General features: G+C 39.9%; 16 protein-coding genes and 5 tRNA genes. 1 reads left to right on the plus strand and 20 read right to left on the minus strand.

What is annotated here, in order from left to right; translation table 11 throughout:
- The 20 genes from ACE1TH_RS17845 to ACE1TH_RS17940 all read right to left on the minus strand — a co-directional run bounded on the left by ACE1TH_RS17845 (position 1) and on the right by ACE1TH_RS17940 (position 15866).
- Entirely contained in the window at positions 1–870 is an 870-nt protein-coding gene (locus ACE1TH_RS17845; protein ID WP_255224299.1) for a two-component system regulatory protein YycI, read from the minus strand.
- Positions 867–2210: a YycH family regulatory protein gene (locus ACE1TH_RS17850; RefSeq protein ID WP_099304827.1), complete on the minus strand. Its 1344-nt coding sequence runs from the start codon at positions 2208–2210 to the stop codon at positions 867–869. Before ACE1TH_RS17850 ends, ACE1TH_RS17845 begins: the two co-directional genes overlap by 4 nt.
- Positions 2207–4081 carry a cell wall metabolism sensor histidine kinase WalK gene (gene walK / locus ACE1TH_RS17855; protein WP_375079656.1) on the minus strand — a complete coding sequence of 625 codons (1875 nt, stop codon included), beginning with the start codon at positions 4079–4081 and terminating at the stop codon, positions 2207–2209. The genes ACE1TH_RS17850 and walK overlap by 4 nt, the downstream gene beginning before the upstream one ends.
- Before the next feature lie 8 nt (positions 4082–4089).
- Positions 4090–4797: a response regulator YycF gene (gene yycF, locus ACE1TH_RS17860; RefSeq protein WP_099304831.1), complete on the minus strand. Its 708-nt coding sequence runs from the start codon at positions 4795–4797 to the stop codon at positions 4090–4092.
- Positions 4798–4990: 193 nt separating this feature from the next.
- Positions 4991–5063 (minus strand) — tRNA-Thr (locus ACE1TH_RS17865).
- A gap of 3 nt (positions 5064–5066) precedes the next feature.
- Positions 5067–5142: transfer RNA gene (locus tag ACE1TH_RS17870), tRNA-Phe, on the minus strand.
- Between the two features lie 43 nt (positions 5143–5185).
- A tRNA-Asp gene (locus ACE1TH_RS17875) sits at positions 5186–5262 on the minus strand.
- Positions 5263–5288: 26 nt separating this feature from the next.
- Positions 5289–5360, minus strand: a tRNA-Glu gene (locus ACE1TH_RS17880).
- Between the two features lie 10 nt (positions 5361–5370).
- Positions 5371–5446, minus strand: a tRNA-Lys gene (locus tag ACE1TH_RS17885).
- A gap of 213 nt (positions 5447–5659) precedes the next feature.
- Positions 5660–6946, minus strand: coding sequence for an adenylosuccinate synthase (locus ACE1TH_RS17890; protein ID WP_099304833.1), 1287 nt, complete (start codon positions 6944–6946; stop codon positions 5660–5662).
- 117 nt (positions 6947–7063) lie between these two features.
- Positions 7064–8425, minus strand: coding sequence for a replicative DNA helicase (gene dnaB / locus ACE1TH_RS17895; protein WP_099304835.1), 1362 nt, complete (start codon positions 8423–8425; stop codon positions 7064–7066).
- A 69-nt stretch (positions 8426–8494) separates the two neighbouring features.
- Complete coding sequence (gene rplI / locus ACE1TH_RS17900) at positions 8495–8938, minus strand: 50S ribosomal protein L9 (RefSeq protein ID WP_099304837.1); 444 nt, start codon at positions 8936–8938, stop codon at positions 8495–8497.
- Positions 8935–10905, minus strand: coding sequence for a DHH family phosphoesterase (locus ACE1TH_RS17905; RefSeq protein WP_099304839.1), 1971 nt, complete (start codon positions 10903–10905; stop codon positions 8935–8937). Before ACE1TH_RS17905 ends, rplI begins: the two co-directional genes overlap by 4 nt.
- A gap of 33 nt (positions 10906–10938) precedes the next feature.
- Positions 10939–11874, minus strand: a complete 936-nt coding sequence (locus ACE1TH_RS17910) for a DUF2232 domain-containing protein (RefSeq protein ID WP_176554461.1) — start codon at positions 11872–11874, stop codon at positions 10939–10941.
- Positions 11875–12038: 164 nt separating this feature from the next.
- Positions 12039–12272, minus strand: coding sequence for a 30S ribosomal protein S18 (gene rpsR, locus ACE1TH_RS17915; RefSeq protein WP_035396877.1), 234 nt, complete (start codon positions 12270–12272; stop codon positions 12039–12041).
- Positions 12273–12297: 25 nt separating this feature from the next.
- A complete protein-coding gene (gene ssb / locus ACE1TH_RS17920; RefSeq protein WP_099304843.1) occupies positions 12298–12780 on the minus strand; it encodes a single-stranded DNA-binding protein in 483 nt (160 codons plus the stop codon).
- Positions 12781–12820: 40 nt separating this feature from the next.
- Positions 12821–13108: a 30S ribosomal protein S6 gene (gene rpsF, locus ACE1TH_RS17925; RefSeq protein WP_099304845.1), complete on the minus strand. Its 288-nt coding sequence runs from the start codon at positions 13106–13108 to the stop codon at positions 12821–12823.
- A 316-nt stretch (positions 13109–13424) separates the two neighbouring features.
- A complete protein-coding gene (ychF, locus tag ACE1TH_RS17930; RefSeq protein ID WP_099304847.1) occupies positions 13425–14525 on the minus strand; it encodes a redox-regulated ATPase YchF in 1101 nt (366 codons plus the stop codon).
- 50 nt (positions 14526–14575) lie between these two features.
- Positions 14576–14773 (minus strand): DUF951 domain-containing protein, encoded by a 198-nt coding sequence (locus ACE1TH_RS17935; RefSeq protein ID WP_099304849.1) that lies wholly within the window; start codon positions 14771–14773, stop codon positions 14576–14578.
- Between the two features lie 64 nt (positions 14774–14837).
- Positions 14838–15866: a YkvI family membrane protein gene (locus ACE1TH_RS17940; RefSeq protein ID WP_375079679.1), complete on the minus strand. Its 1029-nt coding sequence runs from the start codon at positions 15864–15866 to the stop codon at positions 14838–14840.
- 84 nt (positions 15867–15950) lie between these two features.
- Here ACE1TH_RS17940 and yyaC point away from each other — a divergent pair, with 84 nt between their 5' ends.
- Positions 15951–16580, plus strand: coding sequence for a spore protease YyaC (gene yyaC / locus ACE1TH_RS17945; protein ID WP_375079657.1), 630 nt, complete (start codon positions 15951–15953; stop codon positions 16578–16580).

A 16580-nucleotide genomic window follows, 5' to 3' on the forward strand; every position in this document is an offset into this window, starting at 1 on the left:
TTACTCATCTGTACTTAACTCATCATCAATCTCATCATCTGATTGTGATTCGTCTGGGTACCATTGATGTTGCTCCAGCAGCAACGCATTTACAAGGTAGACACGCATATCTTTCTCTTCTGCATCTGCACTTGATCGATCAACTGTCACAGCCCACATCGGTGAAAAAAAGCGTGGCGTTTGATCTGATAGGCTATAGTAGCCAAACTCAATTTTTTCAACACTATTATTCATAGATAGATAATGGTTATCTAATAGCACTCTTAACGCATCCATATAGGGAATGATATCTCGCTCATCTCGGTTTTCATCAAAGCTATAGCGCTGTTGCTCATAGGCAACCACTTCGTCATCATCATTTAATTCTAATGTGAGTGCTTCGTCATTATCTATGAATGTATCAACCTGATTATACGTTTGATTGAAGTGAAGCAAATCATCCTCTCTTTTTGAGAACACATATTGATCACTATATAAAATGTTCTCTGCTAGAAAAGGAGCGAACCCTTCATCTGTACTCGTACTTAATGCTGAGCGAATATCTATTGGCTCATTTAGTTCAACTCGAATTTCATTAGGCGTTTGCCCTTGTGCTTCTACGGTGTGTCCTTCATCTTCAAGTTGTTCAATTTCATCGCTTGTAAAGCTGATTCTAGAGCCCTCTAACACAACGCCTCGCGCATCTGACGTATTTACATTCCCATCAGGTAACGTGATATTGTTGTCATTTAATCGTTCAACGATTTCCGGGGCTTGCTCAATACTTTGAAGCTGACCTTCCATTACACGATCAACAAACTGCCAACCTAAAAACACATTCAACAGGAGAAAAACGACAATAAAAATCGATTTTGTTCGATTCCAATTCATCCTGGTAACTCCTCGTCCGGTTTTTCAATTGGTTTCCAATCTCCATTTGCTTTATAAAACCATGCCGGGCTTAGCTCAGCACGATTTCGGCTGGTCATCGTTGCTTTATAGCCTAAACGAACATCTTTCACGTCTTCCCAAAGAACCGATGAGCTACTTTTCAACAATTCCACTGCATCTACACCTGAAGCGACTTCTCGCTCTTGATGGGTATATGAATCTTGAAGTTGAAATAAAGGTCGACCCATGCTTATCACTTGTGTCCCTGCACGGGTAATGTACATTTTCATTCGATCTTGATCGCTACTTGCCGTCGTTAAACGATACTCGTGAACAGGAAGATGATTCACATGTAAACGAAATTCAATTTGGCCAGTCGAATCTTTTTTATTTACTTGATCGACTGCATATTGATCCGTCCATCCACCTGTTGCGTTAATAAATTCTTGTCCGACTTCTAAAATATGACGACTGCTCTCTTCTTGGCTATCTGTAGAATATGGATACGAGTAATTTAAATACGAGATCGTGCTATCGTGCGTCACTGTTCGACTGCCATCTGTAAACAAATATTCTCCATTTAATTGATTGGCTCTCGGTACATCCGTTCCACTAAATAATCGCTGATTAATCAGCATGGGCATGTCACTATCCATATTTAGCGTATAGTCATATAAACGTACAACTTGCTTCTCTACTGGCACGTAAATATCATTTCGTAGCAACAAATAATCAGAGTCATTTTCTTTAACGACTTCCGTTTCTAGCTCTGCTTCTGTGTCATTCGCGTAAATTAAATTTTTCAGTTCACTCGCTGGCATTGACGAACGCATCGACATGAAATCTTCTTTTTCCGCTGACGCAAAGGTTAAATTCACATGCTCATCCTCCGCTACATAAATAAGCAGACGATCGACTTCACGATTCGTATTCATTTGATCATAATCTTCATCAAAAAAAGCGAGAAGCGATTGAAGCGGTATTTCATCAGGGAAACGTAACTCAATACCTTGTGCACTTGTCTGGACAGGATCGGCTGATATGGCATGCTCTAATCCGTGACTTCTTAAGCTCCCCAGCGTTTCTTCAAATCGATTATCTACACGGTTCATTAACGCGTATCCTTGATCATCTTTGTGTAGAATCATTGAGCTTGGCTGAATAAGCTCTGTCACTGCTCGCTCTTCACCTATCATGGAATTCGCATAACTTTCACTTACATCCGATTCACTTTCTAGTGCTTGCATACTTGGTTGATACGTCCATAATTGATAAGTAAAAAACAAACTTAAGCAAATTAAAGCAACTAAAGTGACAGTTTTAAACTGTTCGTATTTCACACTTTACCTCCTTTAAACGTTGAATAAGGCAATGTTATATAGATCGTTGTTCCTTCATTGTATTCACTATTAACCCAGATTTCTCCTTCGTGGGCAAGCACATATTCTTTTGCGATCGCTAGACCAAGTCCAGTCCCACCAACATTACGTGCTCTTGCTTTATCTACTCGATAGAAACGTTCAAAAATCTTATCCTGCGATTCAGTCGGAATCCCCATTCCTTCATCAGAAATGCTTATTCTTGCTTTATTTCCTTGATGCAGAAGCGTAATCGTCACATTTCCGCCTTCTGGAGAATACTTAATCGCATTAGACACAATATTATCTAGAACTTGTGTCAACTTATCTTCATCGATTTTAGCGAACGTAGGCTGCTTCACAATATGACGATGAAATTCAATATCTTTATCTTTCACAATCATTTCAAATCGTTCGATGATACTGTGTAAAAAGGAGCCTAATTCAACCCATTGTAAATCCATCTCGTAATCTTGTGAATCAATTCGTGATAGTTGTAGCAGATCATTCACTAAACGAATCATTCGATCTGTTTCTTTTTGAGTGACGTTTAGGAAATGCGGCGCAATTTCTTTGTCTTCTATTGCTCCATCCGCTAACGCTTCAAGATAACTTTTCATCGTAGTCAAAGGCGTTCTTAGCTCGTGGGATACATTCGCAACAAACTCACGACGCTCCCCTTCAATTTTCTCTTTTTCCGTAACATCATGAAGAACCGTAATTAGACCGTTCATAGGACCTTCATCTTCTTGAATCGCAGAAAAATTTGCCTCCAATAACACGAGCTTATCGCCATAACTAAAGTCTAGCAATACCGATTCATTTTTTTCGTAAAGATCATAGATGCTTTGTGTTTCATCCATATTCAACACTTCAATAATCGGTTTCCTAAGTACGTGTTTGAGCGAAATGCCTAGCAATTCTTCGGCGCGACGGTTCATCAGAATAATTAATCCACTTTGATCAGTCGCTACTACCCCATCCGTCATGTGTGCAAGAACAGAACGAAGTCGCTTCTGCTCCCGGTCTCTCATTAAAGTTGTATCGTGAAGCTTATTCGTTAACTCATTAAATGACATCGCTAGCTGACCAAGCTCATCAGATCCATACACTTTTACTTGTCTAGAAAAGTCCCCATGACCCATACGTAAAGCTTGTCTTCTCATATCAAGGATTGGTGCCGTAATCGTCCTCGCTACTAAAATAATGACGAAAAACGTAATTAACAAAGCAATCGTCGATGCGACAATAAAAATTTGGTTAATAGACTGCGCTTGATCTGTCACTTCTTCTATTGACGCTTCTACATAGACAGCGCCTTGAATTTCACTTGCTTCAGGGCTTTCTCCATCAATAGAAGCACTCGAAAAATCCTCATTCGGTCGAATCGGCTGTGCTTTAACAAAATAGCGCTCCTGGTTCTGTTCGTTAATCCGTTGATCGCTTAGAGAAGAACCACCGGTAATGGCTCTTCTTACAATGGTTTGTTCTGTTAATTGACCAATTCTACTTTGGTCACTTGGATCAGAGCTAGCTAGCAACACAAAATCATTTCCGATAATTTGTGCTTTCCCAAACCGAATATTATCGTCTGTTTGCGGAAATGTTTCGTTTAGAAGTGTATTTAAATTTTCCTGTGTGTCTGAATCCTCGTCAATTAATTCTCTTGCCGCGCTCACGGTCAATAAATTTACCCGGTCACTAATTACCGTTTCATAGTTATCCATTAAGCTTCTCTCAAGTGAATTCGAGAAATAAAAGCCAACAATTTGCATGGCCAGGACAATAAGAAGCATATAAATAATAATGAGTTTAAACCGTATTGATTTGAAGAAACCTACGTTTCGATCCATCTACACCATTACTCCTGATTATCCTGCGACGCTAGGAAGTACCCGACACCTCGGCGGGTCATAATCCACGTAGGATAGCTTGGATTATCTTCAACTTTCTCTCTTAACCGTCTTACTGTTACATCGACTGTTCGCACGTCACCAAAGTAATCATAGCCCCATACTGCTTGTAATAAATGCTCACGGGTCATGACTTGTCCAAGGTGCTTTCCAAGATAGTGAATCAACTCAAACTCTCTATGTGTTAAGTCAACCGCTTCTCCACGTTTTCGCACTTGATAAGCGTCTGGGTGAATCGATAGATCGCCAATATGCATTTCTTTTGAAGACGAGCCTGTGTCGTCTGTTGCAGCTTGCTGCCTTCTTAGATTGGCTTTTACTCGTGCTAATAGTTCGCGTGTACTAAACGGTTTCGTTACATAGTCGTCCGCGCCTAGCTCTAAGCCTAGAACTTTATCAATTTCTGAGTCTTTTGCAGTGAGCATAATAATCGGTAAGTCGTATTGCTTCCGCACTTCGCGACAAACTTCCATTCCATCCTTAAAGGGCAGCATAATATCCAGTAACATTAAATCTGGTTTTCGCTCGCTCACTTTTTCCAATGCTTCATTTCCATCATATGCACAATCAACACTAAAGCCTTCTTTTTCCAAATTAAATTTCAATATATCTGCAATTGGTTTTTCATCATCTACAACTAATATATATTTATCCATTATTTTTTCCTCCTGAAACGTAAATCAATCTTAAATCATCACGTATAAGAACCGTTTACTTAAACAAAACACCAGCGCCTGCTGATGTTTATCCACAAAAAAATTGCCTGGGGAATAATTTGTCCCTCATTCTAGTTTAACATATCTACCAAAAACAAAAAGAACTTTATGCATACACATAAAGTTCTTTCGATGCCGGCCAGAGGACTTGAACCCCCAACCTACTGATTACAAGTCAGTTGCTCTACCAATTGAGCTAGACCGGCAAGTGGTGGCTCAGGACGGAATCGAACCGCCGACACACGGATTTTCAGTCCGTTGCTCTACCAACTGAGCTACTGAGCCTTGCTATAACATCATGATTATTTTAAAAATTACTAAGAAAAAATGGCGGTCCGGACGGGACTCGAACCCGCGACCTCCTGCGTGACAGGCAGGCATTCTAACCAACTGAACTACCGGACCATTTTGTGTATGTATTTATATAAAAGTGACCCGTACGGGATTCGAACCCGTGTTACCGCCGTGAAAGGGCGGTGTCTTAACCGCTTGACCAACGGGCCACTGTAGAAATGGTGAGCCATGAAGGATTCGAACCTTCGACCCTCTGATTAAAAGTCAGATGCTCTACCAACTGAGCTAATGGCTCAAATATTAAAACTGAGCAGACGGTGCAATAAGCAAGCCGTGTTTCGTCATATCCTCTCGACGACAAGATTTATAATATCATACATAAATCATCTGCGCAACACTTTTTAAAAACTTTTTTTACAAAAACTTTTTTTACCACGAAAGCCAGTCTTAAGCATACTGAAAGTAAAGGGAAAACGCAAGCTTTTCCTTACGTTTTCCACACGTTCAATTATGCAAATACACCACGAACCGTATTCGTTTGATTTCGATCTGGGCCAACAGAAAAAACGGTTAATGGAATTCCTGTTAATTGACTTACACGCTCAATATAATGACGTGCATTTTCAGGCAAGTCTTCCAATGTTTTTGCACCGGTAATATCTTCTTCCCAACCAGGAAGTTCTTCATAGACCGGTTCGCATTCTGCTAAAACATTTAAACTTGCAGGGAACTCTTCCATCACTTCACCCTTGTACTGATAGCTTGTACAAATTTTCAACGTTTTAATCCCTGTTAATACGTCAATTGAATTTAATGAAAGATCTGTAATGCCACTTACACGTCTTGCATGACGTACAACAACACTGTCAAACCAGCCAACACGTCTCGCACGACCGGTAGTCGTTCCGTATTCTCTTCCAACTTCACGGATTTGGTCACCAATTTCATCATGAAGCTCTGTAGGGAATGGTCCATCGCCTACTCGAGTCGTGTACGCTTTAGAAACACCTACTACATGATGAATTTTAGAAGGGCCTACGCCAGAACCGATTGTGACACCACCAGCAATCGGATTTGAAGACGTAACAAACGGATAGGTTCCTTGATCGATATCAAGCATAACGCCTTGTGCACCTTCAAACAGAACGCGACGTCCTTCGTCAAGAGCGTCATTTAAAACAACCGATGTATCAACAACGTACTTCGCAATTTGCTGTCCATATTCAAAGTATTCTTCAACGATCTCATCAACCGAAAATCCTTCTGTTTCATAATACTTTTCAAATAAACGATTTTTCTCTTTAAGAACAGATGCAACTTTGCTTGCAAATGTATCTTTTTCGAGCAAATCAGCAATACGAATCCCAATACGTGCTGCTTTATCCATATAAGCTGGACCGATTCCTTTTTTGGTGGTCCCGATCTTATTTGCACCTTTGCGCTCTTCTTCTACTACATCTAATTTTATATGATAAGGTAAAATCACATGCGCACGATTTGAAATACGTAAGTTACTCGTATCGACATCTCGCTCATGCAAATAAGCAAGTTCCTCTACAAGTGCCTTTGGATCAATCACCATGCCATTTCCAATTACACATGTTTTATCTTTATAAAAAATACCTGAAGGAATTAAGTGAAGCTTATACTTCTTTCCACCGAAAACAATTGTATGTCCTGCATTGTTCCCACCTTGATAACGAGCAACAACCTCGGCTTTTTCGGATAAATAATCCGTAATTTTCCCTTTACCTTCATCGCCCCATTGTGTTCCTACAACAACAACTGAAGACATGTTAACACCTCCGCGCTCATTAAAAACCATTGTAAGTATAGCAGTTCCATCCATGAGCGTCAATAAAATCCGAACGTTTATAGATTTAATATTACTATCATTCGTTTAAAACTCTTATTACATTGGTGGCATATCGCTTTCATCGTGTCTTCGATCTAGATTCACGAATTTGTTGTATTCTTTAACGAATGCAAGCTCAACCGTTCCCACTGGACCATTTCGTTGTTTAGCGATGATAATTTCTATTGTATTCTTATTTTCCGTTTCTTTATCGTAGTAATCATCACGATAGAGGAATGCAACAATATCTGCATCCTGCTCAATACTCCCTGATTCACGAATATCGGACATCATTGGTCGCTTATCTTGTCGTGACTCTACACCTCGAGAAAGCTGTGACAGAGCAATAACGGGTACTTCAAGCTCACGTGCAATTGCTTTTAAAGTCCGTGAAATCTCCGATACTTCCTGTTGGCGGTTTTCACCACCTCTACCGTTTCCTTGAATCAGCTGTAAATAGTCAATCAGAATCATGCCAAGACCACTCTCTTGCTTCAACCGGCGACATTTAGCACGGATTTCACCGACTTTCACTCCCGGTGTATCATCAATATAAATTCCTGCTTTTGATAAAGAACCCATGGCCATGGATAGTTTATGCCAATCCTCTTCTTCTAACGCACCTGTTCGCATTCGCTGGGCGTCAATATTGCCTTCTGCACACAACATTCGTGTGACAAGCTGACTTGCGCCCATCTCCAATGAAAAGATAGCCACATTCTCTTCTGTCTTGGTTGCTACATTCTGTGCGATGTTTAATGCAAATGCGGTTTTTCCGACAGAAGGACGTGCTGCAACGATAATTAAATCATTTCGCTGAAATCCAGCTGTCATTGTATCTAGTTCAGAGAATCCTGTTGCAATCCCTGTAATATCTCCGCGTGATTGTTGCAACACTTCTATTTGATCGTACGTTTCAAGTAAAACGTCTTTAATTTGCACGAAGTTTGTAGAGTTTTTCTGTTGAGCCACTTCCAGAATCGTTTTTTCTGCATGGTCCAGTATGGCGCCTACTTCATCTTCATTTGCATAGCCATCTTTGACAATATCAGAGGCTGCACGAATCAAACGTCGAAGCAGCGATTTCTCCTCGACAATTCGGCTGTAATAATCAACGTTGGTCGCTGTCGGCACGGTTTCAGCAATATCTGTTAAATAAGGAACACCGCCAACATCATCCAGCCATTGCCTTCCTTGGAGCTCAGCAGTCAATGTCACTAAATCAACAGGATCACCTTTTTCACTAATATCCAGCATCGCTTCATAAATTCGCTGATGACTCGCTCGATAAAAGTCTTGAGGAAGGAGCCGTTCGCTCGCCGTAGTTAGCGCATTTACTTCTATTAAAATAGAGCCTAGAACGGCTTGTTCGGCTTCAATATTCTGCGGTGGTGTCCGATCATTTAGAAGATCACTCATAGTGTCTACCCCTTCTATAGTAGTAACGGAAATGAAGCTGACTCGCTTTGAGTCAGCTTCTACCTTTCCTTATACTTCCTTTACATGAACATTTAAAACAGCTGTTACTTCTGGATGAATCTTAATTGGTACTTTCGTGTAGCCGAGAGTACGAATAGGATCATCTAATTGAATTTTTCGCTTATCAATTTTCTTGACTTCTTTTTGAAGAGCTTCAGCAATTTGTTTTGTCGAGACAGCTCCAAATAAGCGACCACCTTCACCTGCTTTTGCAGGAATGGTAATCGTTAATTCTTCAAGTTTCTGTTTAAATGCCTGCGCTTCTTCTAATTCAGCTTGAACTTTCTTTTCTTGACTCTTCTGTTGCGCTTCAAGATCTTTCATATTACCAGTAGTTGCTTCTTTGGCTAAGTGGTTTGGTAGCAAATAGTTACGTGCATAACCTTCTGCAACATCCTTTGTTTCACCTTTTTTTCCTTTTCCTTTAACATCTTTTAAGAAAATAACTTTCATCGTTCGGTACCTCCTTCAAATCCCTCATCAATCGCTTGTTCTAGCCTATCTTTAACTTCTTCACGTGTGGTCTCTTCTAATTGCGTTGCCGCATTAGAAAGATGCCCGCCACCACCGAGCCGCTCCATAATGACTTGAACATTAATATCACCTAACGAGCGAGCGCTAATTCCGACACGACCATCGCCTCGCTTACAAACAACGAAGGATGCGCGCACACCGCTCATCGTCAACAGTGTATCTGCGGCTTGAGCAATAATAATTTGATCGTATGGTTCATCATCTTTTGCCATCGCAATCGCATACCCGTCGCGATAAACATATGCATTTTCCATTAGCTTTGCACGACGTACGTAGCTTCCTAGATCTTCTTTTAACAACTTCTGAACCAGTGCCGTATCAGCTCCATTAGCCCTTAAAAAGGAGGCTGCATCAAACGTTCTTGCACCTGTCCGCACAGCAAAACTTTTCGTATCTACCGTAATGCCTGCCAAAAGGGCCGTTGCTTCTAATCGATCCATTTTAAACTGCATCGGTTGGTATTCAAGCAACTCTGTTACAAGCTCTGCTGTTGAAGACGCATAGGGTTCCATATAAACAAGAACGGGATCATGAACAAAATCTTCACTTCTTCTATGGTGATCAAGAACAATGATGCGATCAACCATCTGTAGCAGCTTTGGTTCGATAACCATAGAAGGTTTATGCGTATCTACGATGATGAGCAACGTTTCTTTGTCTGCAATCTGAATCGCTTCTTCTGGAGAAACAAATTGATTCCATAAATGATCTTGTTGCTTCACTTCATCAAGCAAGCGCTGAACATCTGCATTTGTATCTTCCTCATCTAAGACGATAAAGCCCTCACGATCATTTAAATCCGCTAACTTTAATACGCCTATAGACGCACCAATCGCATCCATATCAGGACGATTATGCCCCATCACAATGACTTTCTCGCTTTCTTTAACGAAATCACGCAAAGCATGGGAAATCACTCTTGCACGGACCCGCGTTCGTTTCTCAACGGCGTTTGTTTTCCCTCCGTAAAAGCGAACACGACCATTTTTCTTTTTAATCGCGACTTGATCTCCTCCTCGACCTAATGCAAGGTCCAGGCTGGATTGCGCTAAAACACCAAGCTGCTTCAGTGATGCTTCTTCCGTACCGACACCGATACTTAATGTGATAGGCGCCTTTTCTTTTGCGGTAATCTCACGAATCTCATCAAGAAGTTCAAACCGATTTTCTTCTAACAGCAACAATGTCTTGTGATTCATCACAGCTAAAAAGCGATCTGAAGACGTTCGGCGCAAATAAATGTCATAGTCATTCGCCCAATTGTTTAGCGCTGTAGTGACTTGGGCCAATAAGCGGCTTCGAATTTGGTCGTCCATGCTTTGTGTTACTTCATCATAGTTATCCAAATAGATATGAGCGATTAACGGTAGCATGTGGTCATACCGCTTCTGCGTCGTCTCTTTCTCTGTTACATCAACAACATAAATAAGTCGTTCGTTTTGTTCAAAGGTGAAATGGTAATAACCTGAATCAAACTGAATGGTTTCTTCCGTCGTTTCACCTTGAATAAATTGCTGTAAATCCTCGTGAATAACCGTTACATCCAGTCCATTTAACCCTGTACCAAATCGTTCTTGAATAAATGGATTTGTCCATTGAATCGTTCCACTCTCATTATAAAGCACAATCCCGACTGGAAGCTTGGTTATTGCTTCATCACTTGCTTTATTTACTCGATACGATAAAGTCGAGATATACGTATCAAGATAATGATCGTCTTTTTTCTTTGCACGAAAATAGAAAAACAACCACACAAGCAACAGCACCGTTACGAGTAAACCAGCCTCCCAACGATTAAACATAAGCCACGTCGTTAAAAACAAAACAAGGACAAACAATGTGATGACATACGTGTGCTGCCACCACGGCTTGTTCCAATTAGGCATGAATGTCATCTCCTACTCATTACTACCAAATAATTATTCCTTAAATCGATCTCTTATACGAAGCATCATATCAAACATTCCGATAATCCTTACAAAAAACACAGCTAGCGAGATCAACAGCATACATAAAACAATTCCAATTGTCACCATGATCATCGAAGCTTTGGATGCCTTTTTATAATACATATAGGTTTGAATAAAAGAAAGCCCTTGTAAGACAAGGAAGATACTAAAAATATTAAACCCTATGAGTGAGACGCTCGCCATAAAAGATCCCTGTTCAAAAGGAAATAATCCTAAGACTAGAAAGATAAAGTAGAAAACAATAAAGTACCTAGGAAATTCCCAATCTCTAAATGGAGGCAGTTTATTATAAGTGATGCCTACACGCTTAAACATCAGCGTAGATAGACCATAAACAATAAAGCCGTATATGGCACCAAAAACAAGCAATAGAAATGGCATCATATCACGTAACATTTGAATATACGCGTCAATAAAGGCATCATCATAAACATCCACTGCAAACGTTTCTGCAAGATTTTGCGTTTCATACATTGTATCGCGAACAGCTCCTAAAATGGAAATGCCATATAAGCCTTCGATCACAACATAGATAATCGCTGAAAATAGAAAGGGAGCAATGATGAACATACTAAGCCTTTCGACAGCTGATTTTTTCATGTATTGGTAATAACCACCAAGTACACCTATCAACGCAAATCCAATTGGTAGCAGAATAATGCTTGAAAAGATAAGCGATATGAGTATAGCAACGATACTCGACAGACTTCCTGTAAGAATTCCCGTTTTCAAGCCATATACAGAAGTCATATAGAGAAGCGGTAATGGAAGTGCAATAAATGCAAGTATATTTATTAATGGAATGCCCGTAACAAGCAAACTATATAACAGCACAAAAAGTAAGCCGTTCATAATCCCTCTCGTTACTACTTTCTTGTCTTCCAATTCGTCACCTCTTTTAACGTACATGCTGTAATCCATTCACAGCCTTTATCTATTTTATCGTACTTACTTCCAAAGTAAAAGCGACGAAATTTGAAATTAAAAAAAGAGAGCAATCAAGTTGGCTTTCAAAAAACCAGCTTAATCCACCCTCTTTTATAGCAAAATTAATTTACTTCGTTTACATATGGAAGTAAAGCAATTTGACGACTGCGCTTAATAGCAACAGTTAATTTACGTTGATATTTTGCAGATGTTCCAGTTACGCGACGTGGAAGAATTTTCCCACGCTCAGAAATGAAACGTTTAAGCAAATCAACATCTTTATAGTCAATATGCGTGATTTTGTTTGCTGTAAAGAAACAAACCTTTCTACGCTTTGGACGACCGCGACGTGCCATAATACATTCTCCTTTCTATCAACCATTAAAATGGTAAGTCATCATCGGAAATATCGATTGAGCCATCATTTGAAAACGGATCGTTGTCGTAACCGTTTGAACGGTTTCCACCTGAACCTGAATTTCCTGATCCTGAACCATAGTTTCCTTGAGAACCACCAGCGTTTTGGTTTTGATTATTTTGGCTATTACGAGGTTCAAGGAATTGAACGCTCTCTGCCACTATTTCAGTTACAAATACCCGTTTGCCTTCGTTATTATCATAACTACGCGTTTGAACTCGTCCATCAACGCCTGCTAAACTTCCTTTTTTTAAGAAGTTTGCTACGTTTTCGGCTGGTTTTCTCCAAACAACGCAGTTAATGAAGTCCGCTTCTCTCTCCCCTTGTTGGTTTGAGAATGGTCGGTTGACTGCAAGCGTAAAGTTCGCAACAGCCACACCATTTGGTGTAAAACGAAGCTCAGGGTCACGGGTTAGTCGGCCTACAAGAACAACACGGTTTAACAATGCGATCCCTCCAGCCTAGCTCGTTTATTTTTTATCGTAATTATTGTTCGTCTTTTGTAACAAGCACACGGATAACATTATCATTAATTTTAATCAGACGATTAAATTCATTGATTGCTTCAGTGTTTGCTTGTACGCTAATAAGAACGTAGTAGCCGTCTTTGAAATCATTGATTTCATAAGCTAAACGTTTTTTACCGATCTCGTCTACCTTTAAGATTTCAGCACCATTATCAGTGAGCACTTTGCTGTAGCGCTCAACGATTTCTTTGTTTGCTGCCTCTTCTAGGTTTGGAGCGATAATGTACATAATTTCGTACTTACGCATTCCATTCACCTCCTCTTGGTCTAAACGGCTCTGTTTCGACACAGAGCAAGGAGCAAAAATCAATTCACTCACATTTCACGATTATAGCATTTCATCTATAATTGAGCAAGCTTCAAATAAAAATCACCTGCCTTTAAATAATAATTTTGAAAGATAGGGAAATATAGGTGTTGGAGTGTTGCGATGTGTTCTAAGGGGTTACCTACTTATTACGTCATTTTCCTTCGTTTTCCTTCCATGGAAAAAAGATATTTTTCGACATATAGGTTTTGCATAGTAAAAAGGCCCGGATTTCTCCGCACCTTTAAAAATTCTTTTATACATTAAAGCGGAAGTGAATGACATCTCCGTCTTTAACAACATAATCTTTCCCTTCAAGACGCACTTTCCCACGTTCCTTCGCTACGCCCATATTCCCAGCATCAACTAAATCATCATAGGATACGGTTTCCGCACGAATAAAGCCACGTTCGAAGTCTGTATGAATAATTCCTGCGGCTTGAGGCGCTTTAGTTCCATTGCGGAAAGTCCACGCTCTTACCTCTTGTTCTCCTGCTGTGAAGTAGGTCTCAAGACCAAGTAAAGAATAAGCTGCACGAATGAGCTGATCTAAACCAGACTCTTCAATGCCTAACTCTTCAAGAAACATTTCCTTCTCTTCGCCTTCAAGCTCTGCAATTTCAGATTCAATCTTCGCACATACGACAATCACATTGCTGTTTTCTTGGGAAGCGAATTCTTTTACTTGTTTCACATACTCATTGTCTTCATCTGCTACTAAATCTTCTTCAGAGACATTTGCCACGTATAAAACTGGCTTGCTTGTTAACAAATGAAGCTGTTTCACAATTTTTTGCTGATCTTCATCAAATTCAATACTACGAGCAGGCTTTTCATCCTCAAAGGCTTCTTTCAACATTTCCAGCACAGCAAGCTCTGCAACTGCCTCTTTATCTTTTGTTCTCGCTAATTTCGCTACACGCGTTAATCGTTTATCAACAGACTCTAGATCAGCCAAAATTAATTCTAAATTGATGACTTCAATATCTCTTAGCGGGTTGACCCCACCTGATACGTGCGTAATATTCTCATCAGCAAAGCAACGTACAACGTGGGAAATCGCGTCTACTTGACGAATATGTGATAGGAACTTGTTTCCTAATCCTTCTCCCTTGCTTGCCCCTTCAACAATCCCTGCAATATCTGTAAATTCAAATGCAGTTGGAATGGTTTTTTTCGGTTTAACAAGCTCCGTCAGTTTATTTAAACGATCGTCCGGTACTTCAACAATTCCCACATTCGGGTCAATTGTACAAAACGGATAGTTTGCTGATTCAGCACCAGCTTGAGTAATTGCATTAAATAACGTTGATTTCCCAACATTTGGTAGACCAACAATTCCTGTCGTTAAAGCCACTTCCGTCACGTCCTTTTTATTTATCGATTCTCAAATCCGAATAGTAATAGTTACTCTTTCTCAGATTCAATCACTTTTTTTAGTTTTTTTGAGAAATCCCGACGTGGTAGCATGACACTATGTTGACAACCTAAGCATTTTATACGCACATCCATCCCCATGCGAATGATCTTCCATCGATTCTCTCCACAAGGATGCTGTTTTTTCATCTCTACGACATCATGTAACGCAAATTCCTTATCTGCCACTGTTCTTTCCTCCTCCGGGTATTTCTGCTTGTATTATACACGAAGGAATGCTCCCTTTGTAGTATCAGCGTTTCTTTTTTGTAGCCGGGTGCCTTAAAATTGGATATAACAAGAGTGCAGCAAGGATATACAAATTCAAAATTCCGTATAAAGGATATAAAATTGATATTAATGTTGAGAATCCAAAAAGAGTTAACGGTGCCATCATCGCCACTAGTAACATCGCAATTAACCATGGTTCCCCTTGTACTCTTACTTGCAATCGAGAAATTAAACCTAACACACCCGAAGTAGCCGTTGTGTAGATCGCTAACCATAGAACAAGAGATATGGCTAGAACCATAACAGATGGATAATGTTTCAAAATAACAAATAACGGAATCTCATAAAAAATGATTTCTTGTGCAACAGTTAATAACGATTCATTATAAATGTAAGAAACAGAACCTAGAATTAACCCACTCCCAATACTGGCGATGTAAATTTCTCCCCGATGCTTCACTTGATGCCCTACTGCCCCAAGTACCGCAATAATAGGTAAAATATTTAATGAAGTGAACGTTAACGCAGATGGCCAATTCCGCTGCTCATTTAATTGAAACGAGAATGAAAACCCTACTGATTCTTGATAAACAATTAAAACCGCCATTAGACAAGCAATTAAAATAGGAATTAAAATAGCGTTTATTTTTGTCATCCCACTTGTCCCTTTTATGAACATAAGAACTACTAGAACACTATTTAATACAATCCCGAGCCAAAAAGGAATATGATACACTTCAAGCGTTGCCCCTGCCCCAGCCAGCATAATAACCGTTACCGAAAACAAATACAGCACAATCATGACATCGTAAGCTTTCGCTAATCGCTTCCCTAAAATTTTTTCAAGAACAGGTAAATAATGTGTCGTCTTTTCTCTTTTTGAGACGGTTAATATGACCGCACAACTTATGGAAAAAAGGATTGAAAATAGGATGATAGCTAGTCCGCTTTCAGCTCCAAAAAACTCCCATAATTCTCTGCCTGATGCATAGCCTGCACCAATGATTGTCCCTACTATTAAAAACATCCATTTTAGTCCATTGCCCCACAAAGCTCTCACCCTCGCCATATTTCAATGTATAGATTTTTTACAAATCTACTATACTGTTACTAGTATGGCGAAGGAGTTAAAAATATGAGTACAAACCTCTGGCCTTTTAAAAAAAGAGTATTTTCCCAACGAATGCATATAGATGAACAAGATTTTACAGAAGAATTAGGAAATGCGCTCTTATCCCAATGTCAACGATCATCTTCAAAAGAGCTCGTTGTCGCTTGTATTGGAACAGATCGATCCACAGGAGATGCACTAGGGCCCATATTAGGATCAATGCTTATCGAGCAAAACTTACACCATTTTACCGTGTATGGTACACTCGCTGAACCGCTGCATGCTGTTAATTTAGAAACCCGTTTAGGTATCATTCACCTCGCGCACCCAAATGCATTTTTAATTGCCGTTGATGCGTGCTTAGGAAGACAAGTTAACGTCGGCTCCATCACTCTCTCAAATCGAACGTTGAAGCCGGGCGCTGCAATGGGAAAGACTTTGCCTGAAGTTGGAGATTGCTCTCTGACAGGTGTTGTGAACGTGGCTGGTCTAATGGATTTTCACACATTACAAAGCACAAGGCTGCATGAAGTTATGTGTATGGCCGAAAAAATGAGTACGCTTTTTACATTTGCTGATCGACATCTTCAACAGGAACAAGTCCCTTTAAAAAAACACACCTCTCTTTTTAAAAAGAAAGGCATGTCATTTTGA

Source organism: Shouchella sp. JSM 1781072 (assembly GCF_041949915.1).
In the GTDB taxonomy this organism is placed as follows: Bacteria; Bacillota; Bacilli; order Bacillales; family Bacillaceae_D; genus Shouchella.

Coding starts and splice junctions, on each gene's coding strand:
- ACE1TH_RS17845 (WP_255224299.1), bottom strand. CDS start 870: ATGAATTGGAATCGAACAAAATCGATTTTTATTGTCGTTTTTCTCCTG.
- walK (WP_375079656.1), bottom strand. CDS start 4,081: ATGGATCGAAACGTAGGTTTCTTCAAATCAATACGGTTTAAACTCATT.
- yycF (WP_099304831.1), bottom strand. CDS start 4,797: ATGGATAAATATATATTAGTTGTAGATGATGAAAAACCAATTGCAGAT.
- ACE1TH_RS17890 (WP_099304833.1), bottom strand. CDS start 6,946: ATGTCTTCAGTTGTTGTTGTAGGAACACAATGGGGCGATGAAGGTAAA.
- dnaB (WP_099304835.1), bottom strand. CDS start 8,425: ATGAGTGATCTTCTAAATGATCGGACACCACCGCAGAATATTGAAGCC.
- rplI (WP_099304837.1), bottom strand. CDS start 8,938: ATGAAAGTTATTTTCTTAAAAGATGTTAAAGGAAAAGGAAAAAAAGGT.
- ACE1TH_RS17905 (WP_099304839.1), bottom strand. CDS start 10,905: ATGCCTAATTGGAACAAGCCGTGGTGGCAGCACACGTATGTCATCACA.
- rpsR (WP_035396877.1), bottom strand. CDS start 12,272: ATGGCACGTCGCGGTCGTCCAAAGCGTAGAAAGGTTTGTTTCTTTACA.
- rpsF (WP_099304845.1), bottom strand. CDS start 13,108: ATGCGTAAGTACGAAATTATGTACATTATCGCTCCAAACCTAGAAGAG.
- yyaC (WP_375079657.1), top strand. CDS start 15,951: ATGAGTACAAACCTCTGGCCTTTTAAAAAAAGAGTATTTTCCCAACGA.